This window comes from Rhodococcus sp. NPDC003348, from assembly GCF_053589375.1.
In genome coordinates this window covers 43068-57575 of sequence record NZ_JBSFRT010000014.1, presented here as the reverse complement: position 1 = coordinate 57575, position 14508 = coordinate 43068, and the positions used below count along the sequence as shown (strand labels likewise).

Genomic DNA, 14508 nt, shown 5'->3' with positions numbered 1-14508 from the left:
CGGGTGACCGACCGTCCCGGACCCCGGCCACCGCCGGGTCGGGGCCGTGTCATGGCCGGGAACGGCGCGATGTCACCGCCGCGAGCGGCGGTGGGCGAACTGCCGGAAGTACTCGACCTTCGACGGCTCGACCAGTGCGGGCAGCATGAAGTGCCAGGCCCGCTCCAGGCGGGCGGACACCTGGTCGAGCGTTCCGGTCGCGTGCGCGACCACTCGCACGCCGAACAACGTCTCGAAGATGAAGGTCCCGACCTCGTCGGGATCGGTGGCGGGGTCGACGTCCCCCTCCTCCTGGGCCCGGCGCGCCAGCGCGACCTGGTACTGCTGCCAGGTGGCGACGACATTGTCGCCGGTCCCCCGGTGGTCGCCGATCTCGTGGTGGAGGCGGAACATCGCGGCGACGACCGGATCGGCTGCCGCGACGTCGGTCACCAGGTAGGACAGCCCGATCATGACTTCGAGGGCCGGGTCGCGCAGGTCCGTCAGCGGCGCGCCTGCGGCCTCGACCTTGCGCGTGCCCTCGTCGATCACCCCGCGTGCGAGGTCTTCCTTGGACGCGAAATGGAAGTACAGTGAGCCCTTGGTGACCCCGGACTTGGTGATGATGTCGCTGAGGTTCGCCGCCGCGTAGCCGTCGCGGGCGAAGATCTCCGCGGCCGCCGACAGGACGGCGTTCCTGGTCGCCTCGGCGCGTACCTGCCTGACCATGACCGCCCTCGTGGTGAACGCCGCGTGAAGCACCACGCTCCACGTCAAGTGTGTACGAAACGTAACACGCAACTGGTCAGCACTCGTACATTCGAACCAGAAGTTGTATTCGGGCGGGTCGGACGAACTCGGCGGCAGACCCTCTCACTCGCCGAGTTGCGGATCCGCTTCCAGGTTCGTCAGTCCGTTCCAGCAGAGGTTCACCAGGTGCGCGGCCACGACCTCTTTGGACGGGGTGCGCTCGTCGAGCCACCACGTCGCGGTCGTCGCGACCATCCCCACCAGCGCCTGCGCGTACAGCTGTGCCAGCTCGGGATCGAAGCCGCGCCGCGAGAAGTCGCCCGCCAGGATGTGCCCGACCCGAGAGACCGCCTCGTTGAGCAGGCTCGAATAGGTCCCCTCCTCGGCGGAGACGGGTGAGTCGCGGACCAGGATGCGGAAGCCTTCGGTCCGTTCCTCGACGTACGTGAGCAGTGCCAGCGCCGCACGCTCGACCCTGACCCGGGACCGGTTCTGTTCCAGGGAACTGGTCACCATCTCCAAGAGCACGGACATCTCGCGATCGACGACCACAGCGTAGAGGCCTTCCTTGCCGCCGAAGTGCTCGTAGACGACCGGCTTGGACACATTGGCGCGAGCGGAGATCTCCTCGATCGAGGTGGCGTCGTAACCGCGCTCGGCGAACACGCTGCGCCCGATCTCGATCAGCTGCTCGCGGCGCTGCGTTCCGGTCATCCGGGTCCGGGGCGGTTTGTCGGCGGGAGCCTGCTTGCCGGCGGGGGCCTGCGGTGGTCGCGACATGCCGTCAGCGTATCGGCAGGTCTCGCCGAACCGGCCGAGGCGCCCTCGGAAGAATTTCCGGCGAGGCGGTTGGCAAGGACGCCAGTCGTCATGCGAGGATCTAGGGCGCACAGCGGACCGCCGAAGCCGGGGTTTCGATCCCTGGATGTTCTGCGAATCCGCAGGCAATCCGCCGTAGTGTAATGGCAGCACCTCTGATTTTGGTTCAGATAGTTCAGGTTCGAGTCCTGGCGGCGGAGCGAGGCTTGCGGAGTTGACGCATGCGCGCGCATTCACGAAGAAGACAACGACGCAGGGCCACAAAACTGCAGGTGCACGACCCTGCAGATGCAGAACACTGTCGATTCCGAGGGAGCTTCATGCCGATCGAGACCGCCGTGATCGTCCTTGCCGCGGGTGCGGGGACACGGATGCGGTCGAAGACCCCGAAGGTCTTGCACACCCTCTCCGGCCGCTCGATGCTCGCGCACTCGCTGCACGCGGCAGCGGAGCTGGACCCGGCACACCTGGTGGTCGTCGTCGGACACGAGCGGGACGCGGTCGGCGCCGCGGTCGCGGAGGTGGCCGCGGAACTGGGCCGCGAGATCGTCACCACCGTCCAGGAGGAGCAGAACGGCACCGGCCACGCCGTCGAGTGCGGCCTGTCCGCGTTGGCGGAGGACTTCACCGGGACGGTCGTCGTCACCTCGGCCGATGTGCCGCTGCTCGACGGCCACACCCTCCGAGGGCTGCTCGACGAGCATCTCGCGGAGCCGACGCAGGCGGGTGCGACGGTCCTGACCTTCGTCCCCACAGACGCCAACGGATACGGCCGGATCGTGCGGGACGCCAACGGGGAGGTGTCGGAGATCGTCGAACACGCGGACGCCACGCCGGAACAGGTCGCGATCACCGAGGTCAACTCCGGTGTGTACGCCTTCGACGCCCAGGTGCTCAGGGACGCCGTGTCGCGGCTGGATTCGAGCAACGCACAGCACGAGTTCTATCTCACCGACGTGGTGAAGATCGCCCGGCAGTCGGGCCGGGACGTGTACGCCGCGCAGCTGGCCGACTCGGGCAAGGTGGCCGGCGCCAACGACCGGGTGCAGCTGTCCGCGCTCGCGCGGGACATGAACCGGCGGATCCTCGAGGCCCACATGCGGGCCGGGGTGACCATCGTCGATCCGGCGACCACCTGGATCGACGTCGAGGTGACCATCGAACGGGACGCGACGATCCGGCCCGGCGTCCAACTGCACGGTCGCACGTGGATCGGTGAGGACGCGGTGGTCGGTCCCGACTGCACCCTCACCGACGTGAAGGTCGGAGCCCGCGCGTCGGTGGTACGAACGCACGGCGACGACGCGGTGATCGGCGCGGGTGCCACGGTCGGCCCGTTCACCTACCTGCGCCCGGGCACCGTGCTCGGAGAGTCCGGCAAACTGGGCGCATTCGTCGAGGTCAAGAACTCCGACATCGGCGATCACACGAAGGTGCCGCACCTCACGTACGTCGGCGACGCGAGCATCGGCTCGCACAGCAACATCGGGGCGTCGAGCGTCTTCGTCAATTACGACGGCGTCAACAAGACCCGTACCGTGGTGGGGTCGCACGTGCGGACCGGGTCGGACACGATGTTCGTCGCCCCGGTCCGAGTGGGCGACGGCGCGTACACCGGGGCGGGCACCGTCCTGCGCGAGGACGTGCCGCCGGGGGCGCTGGCCGTCTCCGGAGGCAAGCAGCGCAATATTGAAGGCTGGGTCGAGCGCAATCGTCCCGGCACGGCGGCCGCCGAGGCGGCCGCTTCCGCACAGCAGCAGCACAACGAGAACACGAGCAAGGACGGCGAAGAGTAGTGACCGCGAATTGGATCGACAACCAGAAGAACCTGATGCTCTTCTCCGGTCGCGCACACCCGGAACTGGCAGAACAGGTCGCCAAGGAGCTGGACATCCAGGTCACCCCGCAGACCGCCACCGACTTCGCCAACGGTGAGATCTTCGTCCGGTTCGAGGAGTCGGTGCGCGGCTCCGACGCGTTCGTGCTGCAGAGCCACCCGGCGCCGCTGAACCAGTGGGTGATGGAGCAGCTGATCATGATCGACGCGCTCAAGCGGGGCTCCGCCAAGCGCATCACCGCGATCCTGCCGTTCTACCCGTACGCCCGCCAGGACAAGAAGCACCGCGGCCGTGAGCCGATCTCGGCCCGCCTGATCGCGGACCTGCTCAAGACCGCAGGTGCGGACCGGATCATCACCGTCGACCTGCACACCGACCAGATCCAGGGCTTCTTCGACGGACCGGTCGACCACATGCACGCCCTCGGCCAGCTCGCCCAGTACGTGCGCGAGAACTACGGCACCGACAACGTCTGCGTGGTCTCCCCCGACGCCGGTCGCGTCAAGGTCGCCGAGAAGTGGGCCGACGCCCTCGACGGCGCGCCGCTGGCATTCGTGCACAAGACCCGCGACCCGCTGGTCCCGAACCAGGTCAAGTCGAACCGCGTCGTCGGTGACGTCAAGGGCCGTACCTGCGTGCTGATCGACGACATGATCGACACCGGCGGCACGATCGCCGGTGCGGTGAAGGTCCTCAAGGACGCCGGCGCCGGTGACGTCGTCATCGCCACCACGCACGGCGTGTTCTCCGATCCCGCCGCCGAGCGCCTCGCCACCTGCGGCGCCAAGGAGGTCATCGCGACCAACACGCTGCCGATCCCGGAGGAGAAGCGCTTCCCCACCCTGACGGTGCTGTCCATCGCCCCGCTGCTCGCGCGCACCATCAAGGAGGTCTTCGAGAACGGCTCGGTGACCTCGCTGTTCAACGGCGTCGCGTAGAGGCCACCTGGAGGGATGTCCGATGCCGGCGCACGGAGCCCGCGACCTGCGGGGCCTCCGTGTGCTGGTCACCGGATCCGCCGGATTCATCGGCCGCTCGGTCACCCGTGCGTTCACCGCATCGGGCGCCGACGTGCATGGTGTCCTCCGGTCTAGACCCCCACACGGCGACGGGGTACGCCGGTATTACGCCGATCTGACCGATCCGGACGCGACAACGGACATCCTGCGGTCGTTACGACCCGAGATCGTCATCCATCTTGCGAGTCACGTCTCGGGCAACCGATCACTGGAACTCGTCGCAACGACGCTGCGTGACAACCTCATATCCACCGTCAATGTCCTCACCACCGCCTGCAACCTGGGCACCCCCCTTGTGATGCTGACCGGGTCGATGGACGTCACCGATCCGCCGTCCGTGCCAAGTTCGCCCTACGCCGCTGCCAAGTCGTCGGCCGCGACATACGCCGACATGTTCCGCTCGCTATACGGTCTGCCTGTCGTCACGCTGCGTCCGTTCATGGTCTACGGTCCCGGCCAGACCGATGAGACGATGCTAGTGCCTTATGTCATCAGAACACTGCTGGCAGGCGAGTCCCCGCAGTTGAGCCGCGGTTCCCGCGAAGTCGACTGGGTGTATGTCGACGATGTCGCGGCCGCATTCGTGGCCGCCGCCAAGGCTGCCGACGAACGAATCCTCGGACGCACCTTTGATATCGGCACAGGAGTGACTACCAGTGTCCGGCGGGTCGTCGAACGCATCGCTGCCATGGTCGCCGACGGCGACGATACCGATCGTCGGGCAGAACCCGAGTTCGGTGCGCTGCCCGATCGACCATTGGAGTTCGGCCGGATCGCCGATCCGCGCCCAGCCTTCGAGACTTTCGGCTGGTCGCCGACGACGCCACTGGACGAGGGACTTGCGCGAACCGTCGCGTGGTACCGGCAACATCCCTGAGCCTTGTGCCGGTGCCTGATTCGCTTCAGCTCTCACCAGTCCACTGGGGTGGTCGAGCAGTCGACTCGTACTCGATCGCCACGTCTTCGGCGATACGGTCGAGGTCCCGCGCCCGCAGGAAGTCCCGTAGGGACGTGCCAGTGCATTCGGAGTCGAGGTTCGGCGCCTCCCGACACGCGATCACGTCGTCGAGATTCACAGTCCTGAAGTCGATGCTGAACCTCGTCCTTCCCGAGCCGTTCGGCACTGTCGAGTGCAGTTGGTTTCCGGAGAACAACATCACGCCGCCCGGCTCGGTGACCACTCGGACCTGGGGATCGAGCTCGATCGGCTCCTCGGGTCTGGGCTGGTCCCGGGTATCGGAGTGGATGTGCTCGGCTGCGGTGGACCGGCTCGATCGGTTCCACTCGTAATAGTCGTATCGGCGAGAACCGTTGCGCACTCCCGTCGTCCAGTACCGCGGATGGAACGCCATCACGTTTTCGGGAACCACCGGATAGATGGGGATCCACCAGTTGATCTGGCAGAAGGGTGCGGAATACCACGTGTCCCGATGCGGATGAAAGGCATAGGAAATCCCCGATGTCAGGTAGTCATCCGCGGTAGAGGTGCGCAGCCGAGGAACATCGAAATAGGTCCTGTCGAGATCGCATCCGAACTCGTCGAGCATGGTCCGGATCAGGGTCTTCGACGTCGGGTGGTGAATGAACCTCGGTTTGAGGTCCGCGAGCAACGCGGAAAACTCCTCGACAGGCATCCGATACTGCGCTGTTTCCGGATCCAGTTCCCCGAATGCGGCGACGATCAGCGCACGGGCATGCTCGGCGAGGGCTGCAGGGCCCGGACCCGCAGGGTAGGCAAACACATCACCCCCGTAGAGGCGCCCTCGCCGGGTGTCATCGTCCATCTGTGGATTGGTAAAAATGGTCGTCACGGACCCACCTCCCGAAGTGGCGCGGGCGGCCTGAAACCATCCGGTCGCTCTCGCGACGCATCTCGCCAAGCATGCCCCGTGTCTCGTTTCCCGGTCAATGCTCGGAGATCGTGTGCGCCGCCTCGTACGACGCGCGTGCTCTTGCGAAACGGGCGATTCTGTGCCCGTACACCGGCTAGTGCCGACTACCCTCGATTCTGTGTCCGGTCGCCGGCTCCGCGTTGCCTTACTCGGGATCAACTACGAACCCGAGTCGACCGGAATCGCCCCATACACGACCGGCCTGGCTGCCGGCCTCACTGCCCGCGGCCACGAAGTCGAGGTACTGACCGGGTATCCGCACTACCCGCAGTGGCGGGTCGCCGACGGCTACCACGGGTTCCGCACGCACGAGTATCACGACGGGGTGCACGTGCGCCGGTTTCGGCATCCGGTACCGCGCCGCCATTCCGGAATCGGACGAGCCTCGATGGAGCTCGCCTTCGGGATGCAACTGCTGTCCGCCCGGTGGGGTCGGCCGGACGTCGTCGTATGTGTGAGTCCGCCATTGCTCGCCACCGCGCTGGCCGCGGCCCGTGTTCACCTGACACCCAATCGGCCGGCCCTCGGCATCGTCGTGCACGACCAATACAGCCGCGGTGTGGTAGAGACCGGGATGCTGTCGGGGCATGCGGTGCGGGCCGTACGGGCTGTCGAGTCCGCTGCCGCCCGGTCCGCGGACGGTGTCGCCGTCATCCACCCCGGGTTCTGCGCCGATCTGGTGGACCGACTCGGTGTCGATCCCGGCCGGATCCGCGTCATCCGAAACTGGACCCATGTCAAGCGCCCCGACCCCGGCGCGGCCGCCGCATTTCGCGCGGCGCGGGGCTGGTCCCCCGACGACACCGTCGTCGTGCACGCCGGCAACATGGGCGCGAAGCAAGGCCTGGAGAACGTGATCGCCGCCGCCCGCCTTGCCGGCCCGGACCCGCCTCGGGTTCGGTTCGTCCTCCTCGGCGATGGCCACCAGCGGCCCCGACTGGAGGTGGCGGGCGCCGGACTGCCCAACCTCGAATTCCTGTCCCCTGTTCCCGAGGACGACTTCCCCTCCGCACTCGGTGCCGCGGACGTCCTACTCGTCAACGAACTTCCGGGTGTCGCGCAGATGGCCGTACCGAGCAAACTGACTTCGTATTTCGCCGCCGGCCGTCCGGTCCTCGCCGCCACCGATCCCGGCGGATTCACCGCTGGCGAGATCGACGAGTCCGGCGCCGGCGTCTGCGTACCCGCCGGACGGCCGGAACTACTTCTGCGGGAGGCGGTTCGGCTGGGGAGGGACCGCAGCCTGGCAGACCGATTGGGAGCGGCCGGCCGCCGCTACGTGACGGAGCGACTGTCCACGGTCGCGGCACTGGATCGATACGAACGGTGGGTCGGGGAACTCGCCACCTCCCGGCGGGTTCGGACGCAGGAGGAGGCACCCCGATGACCAGACGCGCCCTCATCACCGGGATCACCGGCCAGGATGGCTCCTACCTTGCCGAGTTCCTCCTTGCAAAGGACTACGAAGTGCACGGAATCATCCGCCGCGCATCGACCTTCAACACCGGCCGGATCGAGCACCTGTACGTCGACCCGCACACTCCCAACACCCGACTGCACCTCCACTACGGCGACCTCCTGGATGGATCGCGCCTGGTCACACTGTTGGCCGAGATCTCCCCCGACGAGGTGTACAACCTCGGTGCGCAGTCGCACGTCCGGGTCAGCTTCGACGAACCCGAACTGACGTCGGAATCGACCGCACTCGGCACCGTTCGCCTGCTCGAGGCGATCCGGCACGTGGGTCTGAACTGCCGCTTCTACCAGGCGTCGAGTTCCGAGATGTTCGGATCCTCACCGCCTCCCCAGAACGAGAACACCGCGCTTCATCCCCGGTCCCCCTATGGCACGGCCAAGCTGTTCTCGTACTGGTCGACCCGGAACTACCGGGAGGCCTACGGGATGTTCACCGTCAACGGAATCCTGTTCAATCACGAATCACCCCGTCGCGGAGAGACATTCGTGAGCCGGAAGATCACCCGCGCGGTCGCCCGGATCCGGGCCGGTCTGGATGAACATGTGTATCTGGGCAACATCGATGCGGTGCGGGACTGGGGATACGCCCCCGAGTACGTCGACGGGATGTGGCGGATGCTGCAGGCGGACGCACCCGACGAGTATGTTCTGGCCACCGGAACCGGCTACTCGGTGCGGGAGTTCCTCACTGTGGCCTTCGATCTCGTCGGTCTCGACTGGGAGCGATACGTGCGGTTCGACGATCGATACCGGCGACCGGCCGAGGTCGACACCGTCATCGGCGACGCCGCCAAGGCGCACGCGACCCTCGGATGGAAGCCTCAGGTTCTCATGCCCGAACTGGTGAAGATCATGGTCGAAGCCGACATCCGCGCCCTGGAATCCGGAGGTGCCGCCCACATAGACCACCCGGTGATACCGGGGTGGCCGCGCGGCACCGAGATGCGTCACCTCCGATAGTCGTCCCGATGGTCGAGGAACCACTCGTACATCGACTTCACACCGTCACCCAGCGGGATCCTCGCCCGCCACCCGAGATCGGTCAGTCGGCTCACATCGAGGAGCTTGCGCGGTGTGCCGTCCGGTTTGGTCAGGTCCCAGGCAATCTCGCCGTCGAAGCCGACAACCTCGGCGACCAGCTGCGCAAGCTCGGCGATCGTCAGATCCACCCCGCTACCGACATTGAGCGGGAGTGAGTCGTCGTAGGTGGCGAGCAGGAAGTGACATGCAGAGGCCAGATCGTCCACGTTCAGGAATTCGCGTCGCGGTTGCCCACTGCCCCAACAGGTCACCGATGGTGTCCCACCGCGGGCCGCGTCGTGAAAGCGGCGGATCATCGCGGGCAGGACGTGGCTGTCGTGCACCGCGAAATTGTCACCGGGCCCGTACACGCTCGCCGGCATCACCGAGATGTACGGCAGTCCGTACTGGGCACGGATCGCCTTGACCTGGACGATTCCGGCAAGCTTCGCGATCGCATATGCCTCGTTGGTCTCCTCGAGGCTGCCGGTGAGCAGCGACTCCTCACGAATGGGCTGCTCGGCGAACTTCGGATAGATGCAGCTCGACCCGAGGAACAGAAACCGCGGCACACCGGCCGCGACAGCGCCGTCCAGCAGGTTGAGCTGAATCCGAAGATTGTCCGACAGGAATTGCGCCGGCCGGGCGTCGTTGGCGGCGATACCTCCCACACGCGCGGCGGCATCGATCACCACGTCGGGCCGGACTTCGTCCAGGAATGCGATCGTGGCGCGGAGGTCGCGAAGGTCCAGCTCCTCGGACGTGCGGCCGATCAGGTTGACGAAGCCGGCCTCGGTGAAATGCCGCCACAGCCCGGCCCCGACCAGTCCCCGGTGGCCGGCGATGTAGATGCGGGTGTCCCGCGCCAGCATCTCGAGCGCCATGGAGCCATTGTTCCAGCACACGGCCCGCGCGCCACCCTAGAATCGGGCGATGAGCTCTGGCGGGCGGCGGATGTTCCTGCTCCGGCTGGCACGCGTCTGGGCCGCCCCGCTGTGGTGGTCGATCGGGCGCGCCGGCGCCGCCGAGTTGGTGCGCGCGGACGTCGCCTGGTGGATCGAGTGCATCGACGACGCCGGTCTCACCGAGCTCGACGAATACTCACGATTCGCCTATCTGGCCGGCGCTCTCGGGGAGTTTCGCAGCCTCGTCCATTTTCGGCTCCGCGCGGCCCCTGCGGGCGCCCGAGCGGTACTGCGCAGGCTGTACCGTCCGGAGCGCACACTGACCCTCGACGCAGGCCGAATCGGCCCCGCGCTGTTCATCCAACACGGTGTGGCGACGATCGTCACCGCGGAATCGATCGGTAGCCATTGCTGGATCAATCAGCAGGTCACGATCGGCCACAATGCCCGGGGCCGTCCGACGATCGGGGACCGGGTCCGGGTGGGCGCCGGTGCCGTGGTGGTGGGTCCCGTCATCCTGCACGACGGCGCCACCGTGGGTGCGAACGCCACGGTCGTCCACGACGTCGCGGCCGGGGACACGGTCGTGGCGCCGCTGGCGCAACGACTACCCCGCGACGGACAGACCTAGATCTGTGGATCGGCGGGCCGCCGGCGTACCAGCGTGGGCACCCACAGCAGATCCGGAACAACCTGTGCCGCACCGACGCCGAGCGCCGCGGCGCACACCACTCCGACGGCACCCCAGGGCCCGGCCAACGCACCGCCCACGGCGAGGCTGATTGCGGCCATGGCCGCGACGCAGCACGCCTGCCACCGCGCCTCCCGAGGCCGGGTCAGCAGGACACTCGCGGGCAGGTGCAATGCCTGCACCAGAAGCAGAGCACCGAACGACAATGCCAGGCCGGTCGTCACGACGATGCTCCCGCCCGAGAGGATCGAAGCCGTCCACGGACCCACCGCCGCGAGACCGGCGGCAGCAACGACCGCGGCAGCACCGAAGGCGGCGGTCACGCGCCACCACATCCGCACCGTCTCCCCCCTGGCGCCGCGCCGCTTGACGAACACCGGCCAGTACGCCATCCCCGCTGTCGAGAGCACCGCCCAGCAGGCGCCGTACATCTGCGCAACCAGCGCATACCTCGACAGTTCGTCCGCCGTCGACAGGTGGGAGAGCAGGATCCGTCCGGTCTGCAGTCCCACCGGAAGCCCGACCCCGACGAGGAACAGCCACAGGCTGCCCTCGAGCAACCGGGTCCCGGTCCCCCGGATGCGCGCGAACGCGGACCAGCCCAGACCGGACATCCGCAGCGCCGCCACGGTACCGAGCAGGTGCCCGATCAGTACGCCCGCGAGCGGCGACAGCGCATACCAGATGCCCTGGACTCCCGAAGCGGACAGCGCCACCGTCACACACAGGGTGAACGCGGCGTTGCTCATCATGAGCAGGGTGGCCAGCTGGTTCCGGTCCATCCCGATCAGAATTCGCACCCCGAGACCCGCTGGAATCGTCAACGCGAAAAGCACTGCAGCACAGGTGATCGCCCATCGATCGTCAGGGCCGGTCGTCATGCCGACGAGAGCACCCCACCCGTCAATCGCCATCACGACGCACGCGAGAACAGCCAACCCGGCCGCGACCGAGAACAGCACGCGGTATGCGCGGCGGATGACGTCGGCTGCGGGATCTCGGCCCGAGCCGCTCAGTCGTGCGCTCGCGCTCAGCACCACCGCACCGATCCCCAGATCTGCGAACGGGAACAGGAGGGTGACCGTGGCCACGAGCGACACCAACCCGTACACCGCCTCGCCGGTATGCCGGATGACGACCGCCGTGTTCGCCAGACCCAGGACCGCGACCACGGGCGTGCCCAGAATCCGGTACAGAGTACCCCGAACGAGGGCACGATGCTCCGCGGGTGCGAGGTGCCCGGACGCAACCGTCATGCGCGACGCGCCTTGAGCAGCACGATCCGGACGGCGTTGAGACCTGCGTACGCGAGCGCCCACGGCCCCGGTCGACCATCGCGAAACGCGGCTACGACGGCACGCTGCAGACCGGCGAGCGATCGGGCCGAGACGGCTGCACTGACCGGACTCGTGCACAGGTAGTCGCCGCGGATTCGCGGAGGCTGATCGCGCAGGTGGCGCCGCCCCCAGTCCACGTACTCGTCGGTGCGGTCACGCGCGCTGCGCGAGAGGGATTCACCACCCGAGTGATAGGTACACAGCGGCTGGGGCAGTTGTTCGATGGGCACGTCCGGCAGCGCCGCCCGCACACGGAGAAGCCAGCTCGGCTCGTCGTGCGGTGGATCCCCGGCATCGTCCCACCGCACCTTGCGTGCGAGGTCGACGGGAAAGCAGAGCGTCGATGTCGTGATCATGGCACCGCCGGATGTCAGATCGCTTCGGCGGAAGAGGTATTCGGCGACAGACTGGTGGCTTCGGATCGGGTGGCGCGGCCAGATCCTGCACTTGCCCGCCCCCTCGACAACCACACGGGACGACGCAACCCAGAGACCGTCGGCGCGATGTGCGACGGCGTCCAGCTGCCGCCGCAGCTTGTCCGGGCGCCACTCGTCGTCGTCGTCCAACAGTGCGATCACCGAACCCGTCGCCCTGTCGATGCCGCGTTGCCGGTGCACGCCCGATCCGGAACCCGGCCGCGTCCGCACTTCGATGATCCGCCCGTCATACAGCGGCGGCAACGGCAGAGGCACCGCCACATCGGCGACGACGAGAATCTCGGCGACGGGATAGGTCTGGTCCAGCACCGACCGCACCGCGCGTCCGAGCGTCGCGCGGCCCACCGTCGGGATCACGACACTGACCTGCGGTGACCACTGCCCATCCGGCGGCCGGGTCATGGCGGAGGGTGGCTGAGCGAGCGACCGGAGAAGTGCCCGGCCAGGAAGAACAGGGCAATGCACGCATACACCGGGAGGCTGTTGTAGTTCCACGGCTCGTAGATCAGGTCCCAGACACCCTGTACCGAGACGACGACCACGAGAGGCATCCATCGCCCGTAGCGCTCGCAGTTCCACACCAGCGCGAGGCACGCGACGAGCAACCACACGGGGAGCAGGACGGCGAGGATGCCGCCCTCGGCCCAGGAACCGAGCACGACCGAATGCAGAGCCGAGTACTCCTGCGGCGGTAGACGCCAGTACTCGTCGAAGGGAAAGGTCGGCGAGAACCCCATCCGGACCGCCAGGTGCTCGGCTGCGGTGTACACGTCCGAAGTGAGCCTCTGCGCGCTGCCCCACCCCAAGACCGGTCGATCCAGGATGGCGGTGAGCAGCATCGGCGACTCGGTTCGGCCCGCGAGGAGTAGGTGCAACCCCGTGGCCTGTTGCTCGGTGGTCTTGTGCTGCAGTGCCGGACCGAACCAGCCGAGGCGGCCGGCGAACGGCATCGCGTATGCAAAGACGAACCCGAAGACTGCGATCCCCGCGAACTGCCAGCCGCGCGAGACCCTGGAGCCCAGGATCGCCCGCGTACCGAGGATGGCTCCGGAGAGCAGACACACCAGAGCATGGGCGCGGAAGTTCAACGCGAGACTGCACAAACCGAGGACAACGAGTACGACCGGAATGATCAGACGTGACGTTCTGCGGGACTTGATGATTCCGAACAAGAGCAGAATCGTCACGGCTTGGGCGATACCGTACTTCCACATGTCGAGGAAGCTCCCGGTCCGGGTCAGTTCGATGCCCCGGACCAGGAAGAAGATCACCGTTCCCGTGGCGATCCCGGCCAACGCACCGGCGATCGCGTCCACCGCGCGACCGGTGATCACGGCCAGGCCAATCAAATACAGCGAGAAAGCTGCGGGTGCAATGGAATTCGGCCACAGTAGGCTGACGTGGTTGACGATGCCCGATGCGATGAACGAGAGCCACCCGAGCGCGGCCAACACCAGCGGCACCAGGTCGGCGCCGCGGTGGGTCATGAGCAGGAACGCCGGCACCAGCGCGAGGCAGATCAATGACAGCCCCGTTACGGTGAAGTTCGCGATCGGCACAGCCGAAGTCGCGCCCAACGCGAACACCGACACCTGCGCTGCGCTCGTTCGGCGGGACTGCGGCAGTTCCGCCTGGGTCTTGTGTCCGGTGTAACCCATCGCCTCATCCCCTTCACGGCGTCACGGGCGATCCGAGCGGGGCTGACCTCACACGATAGCGTTCCTTGACACACCCGGGGCCGGATCTCGTACCGTGGATTGCTGAACCGGCTGCTCGGCGGCGGGGAGGTGCGCATGACCGAGGCGCGATCGACGAGATCGTTGGCTGCCCTGCGCGGACGTTCCTACGACAAGGGCCGAGGGCCCCTCTCGCAGGTGCTCTGGGTCGCGGCCTCGACCCTGCTGTTCACCCAGGTGTGGTGCCCGAATCGAACGCGGTGCATCCTGCTGCGCGCGTTCGGCGCGCACGTCGGAACCGGGGTCTTGATCAAACACCGGGTGAATGTGCAATGGCCGTGGAAACTTTCGATCGGCAACGACTCGTGGATCGGGACCGGCGTGGACCTGTACGACGTCGATCGGATCGTGATCGGTTCGAACGTGTGCATCTCTCCGCACGCCTATCTGTGCACCGGAAGTCACGACCGGCGGTCACCGGTGTTCGAGTACGACAACGCGCCGATCGTGATCGAGGACGGTGCGTGGTTGTGCGCTCGGTCGGTGGTTCTGCGCGGAGTGACGGTGGGCGCCAATTCGGTGGTCGGGGCGACCGCGGTGGTGTCGACGGACGTTCCACCGGACAGCCTGGTCCGGCCGCCGCAATCGAGCGTCGCACCGGGCTGAGTG

The 14508-nt window shown here is 67.1% G+C and carries 14 protein-coding genes and 1 tRNA gene; 8 read left to right on the top strand and 7 right to left on the bottom strand.

Annotated elements, in window-relative coordinates; translation table 11 throughout:
• Positions 1 to 72 precede the first annotated feature (72 nt).
• Both ACWDU4_RS11870 and ACWDU4_RS11865 read right to left on the bottom strand, forming a co-directional pair.
• The gene (locus ACWDU4_RS11870; RefSeq protein ID WP_450114100.1) at positions 73 to 708 is read right to left on the bottom strand and encodes a ScbR family autoregulator-binding transcription factor; all 636 of its coding nucleotides are present in this window, start codon (positions 706 to 708) and stop codon (positions 73 to 75) included.
• 144 nt (positions 709 to 852) lie between these two features.
• Positions 853 to 1443, bottom strand: coding sequence for a TetR/AcrR family transcriptional regulator (locus ACWDU4_RS11865; protein ID WP_450114162.1), 591 nt, complete (start codon positions 1441 to 1443; stop codon positions 853 to 855).
• Between the two features lie 234 nt (positions 1444 to 1677).
• On the opposite strand from ACWDU4_RS11865, the gene ACWDU4_RS11860 reads away from it, so the two are divergent.
• From ACWDU4_RS11860 to ACWDU4_RS11845, 4 genes are all read left to right on the top strand, one after another.
• A tRNA-Gln gene (locus tag ACWDU4_RS11860) sits at positions 1678 to 1748 on the top strand.
• A gap of 120 nt (positions 1749 to 1868) precedes the next feature.
• Positions 1869 to 3344, top strand: a complete 1476-nt coding sequence (gene glmU / locus ACWDU4_RS11855) for a bifunctional UDP-N-acetylglucosamine diphosphorylase/glucosamine-1-phosphate N-acetyltransferase GlmU (protein ID WP_450114099.1) — start codon at positions 1869 to 1871, stop codon at positions 3342 to 3344.
• Positions 3344 to 4324, top strand: a complete 981-nt coding sequence (locus ACWDU4_RS11850; RefSeq protein WP_450114098.1) for a ribose-phosphate diphosphokinase — start codon at positions 3344 to 3346, stop codon at positions 4322 to 4324. Before glmU ends, ACWDU4_RS11850 begins: the two co-directional genes overlap by 1 nt.
• 22 nt (positions 4325 to 4346) lie before the next feature.
• Positions 4347 to 5282: an NAD-dependent epimerase/dehydratase family protein gene (locus ACWDU4_RS11845; protein ID WP_450114097.1), complete on the top strand. Its 936-nt coding sequence runs from the start codon at positions 4347 to 4349 to the stop codon at positions 5280 to 5282.
• A gap of 25 nt (positions 5283 to 5307) precedes the next feature.
• Here the strand turns inward: ACWDU4_RS11845 and ACWDU4_RS11840 are convergent, their stop codons facing one another.
• The gene (locus ACWDU4_RS11840; RefSeq protein ID WP_450114096.1) at positions 5308 to 6216 is read right to left on the bottom strand and encodes a hypothetical protein; all 909 of its coding nucleotides are present in this window, start codon (positions 6214 to 6216) and stop codon (positions 5308 to 5310) included.
• A gap of 199 nt (positions 6217 to 6415) precedes the next feature.
• Here ACWDU4_RS11840 and ACWDU4_RS11835 point away from each other — a divergent pair, with 199 nt between their 5' ends.
• Positions 6416 to 7684, top strand: coding sequence for a glycosyltransferase family 4 protein (locus ACWDU4_RS11835; protein WP_450114095.1), 1269 nt, complete (start codon positions 6416 to 6418; stop codon positions 7682 to 7684).
• Positions 7681 to 8733, top strand: coding sequence for a GDP-mannose 4,6-dehydratase (gene gmd / locus ACWDU4_RS11830; protein WP_450114094.1), 1053 nt, complete (start codon positions 7681 to 7683; stop codon positions 8731 to 8733). The genes ACWDU4_RS11835 and gmd overlap by 4 nt, the downstream gene beginning before the upstream one ends.
• On the opposite strand, the gene ACWDU4_RS11825 is transcribed toward gmd, so the two are convergent.
• The gene (locus ACWDU4_RS11825; protein ID WP_450114093.1) at positions 8721 to 9677 is read right to left on the bottom strand and encodes a GDP-L-fucose synthase family protein; all 957 of its coding nucleotides are present in this window, start codon (positions 9675 to 9677) and stop codon (positions 8721 to 8723) included. The genes gmd and ACWDU4_RS11825 overlap by 13 nt on opposite strands.
• Positions 9678 to 9726: 49 nt before the next feature.
• Here ACWDU4_RS11825 and ACWDU4_RS11820 point away from each other — a divergent pair, with 49 nt between their 5' ends.
• Entirely contained in the window at positions 9727 to 10329 is a 603-nt protein-coding gene (locus ACWDU4_RS11820) for a serine acetyltransferase (RefSeq protein WP_450114092.1), read from the top strand.
• Here ACWDU4_RS11820 and ACWDU4_RS11815 read toward each other — a convergent pair.
• The 3 genes from ACWDU4_RS11815 to ACWDU4_RS11805 are packed head-to-tail and all read right to left on the bottom strand — an operon-like array spanning position 10326 to position 13821.
• The gene (locus tag ACWDU4_RS11815) at positions 10326 to 11645 is read right to left on the bottom strand and encodes a lipopolysaccharide biosynthesis protein (protein WP_450114091.1); all 1320 of its coding nucleotides are present in this window, start codon (positions 11643 to 11645) and stop codon (positions 10326 to 10328) included. The genes ACWDU4_RS11820 and ACWDU4_RS11815 overlap by 4 nt on opposite strands.
• Positions 11642 to 12565: a glycosyltransferase family 2 protein gene (locus ACWDU4_RS11810; RefSeq protein WP_450114090.1), complete on the bottom strand. Its 924-nt coding sequence runs from the start codon at positions 12563 to 12565 to the stop codon at positions 11642 to 11644. The genes ACWDU4_RS11815 and ACWDU4_RS11810 overlap by 4 nt, the downstream gene beginning before the upstream one ends.
• Complete coding sequence (locus ACWDU4_RS11805; protein ID WP_450114089.1) at positions 12562 to 13821, bottom strand: hypothetical protein; 1260 nt, start codon at positions 13819 to 13821, stop codon at positions 12562 to 12564. Before ACWDU4_RS11805 ends, ACWDU4_RS11810 begins: the two co-directional genes overlap by 4 nt.
• Positions 13822 to 13956: 135 nt before the next feature.
• Between ACWDU4_RS11805 and ACWDU4_RS11800 the strand changes: the two genes are divergently transcribed.
• A complete protein-coding gene (locus ACWDU4_RS11800; protein ID WP_450114088.1) occupies positions 13957 to 14505 on the top strand; it encodes a colanic acid biosynthesis acetyltransferase in 549 nt (182 codons plus the stop codon).
• The last annotated feature ends 3 nt before the right edge of the window (positions 14506 to 14508 follow it).

What these genes read in the sequence shown, in the direction of transcription:
- ACWDU4_RS11870 (WP_450114100.1), bottom strand. Translation starts at nt 708, where the DNA reads ATGGTCAGGCAGGTACGCGCCGAGGCGACCAGGAACGCCGTCCTGTCG.
- ACWDU4_RS11865 (WP_450114162.1), bottom strand. Translation starts at nt 1,443, where the DNA reads ATGACCGGAACGCAGCGCCGCGAGCAGCTGATCGAGATCGGGCGCAGC.
- glmU (WP_450114099.1), top strand. Translation starts at nt 1,869, where the DNA reads ATGCCGATCGAGACCGCCGTGATCGTCCTTGCCGCGGGTGCGGGGACA.
- ACWDU4_RS11845 (WP_450114097.1), top strand. Translation starts at nt 4,347, where the DNA reads ATGCCGGCGCACGGAGCCCGCGACCTGCGGGGCCTCCGTGTGCTGGTC.
- gmd (WP_450114094.1), top strand. Translation starts at nt 7,681, where the DNA reads ATGACCAGACGCGCCCTCATCACCGGGATCACCGGCCAGGATGGCTCC.
- ACWDU4_RS11825 (WP_450114093.1), bottom strand. Translation starts at nt 9,677, where the DNA reads ATGGCGCTCGAGATGCTGGCGCGGGACACCCGCATCTACATCGCCGGC.
- ACWDU4_RS11820 (WP_450114092.1), top strand. Translation starts at nt 9,727, where the DNA reads ATGAGCTCTGGCGGGCGGCGGATGTTCCTGCTCCGGCTGGCACGCGTC.
- ACWDU4_RS11815 (WP_450114091.1), bottom strand. Translation starts at nt 11,645, where the DNA reads ATGACGGTTGCGTCCGGGCACCTCGCACCCGCGGAGCATCGTGCCCTC.
- ACWDU4_RS11810 (WP_450114090.1), bottom strand. Translation starts at nt 12,565, where the DNA reads ATGACCCGGCCGCCGGATGGGCAGTGGTCACCGCAGGTCAGTGTCGTG.
- ACWDU4_RS11805 (WP_450114089.1), bottom strand. Translation starts at nt 13,821, where the DNA reads ATGGGTTACACCGGACACAAGACCCAGGCGGAACTGCCGCAGTCCCGC.
- ACWDU4_RS11800 (WP_450114088.1), top strand. Translation starts at nt 13,957, where the DNA reads ATGACCGAGGCGCGATCGACGAGATCGTTGGCTGCCCTGCGCGGACGT.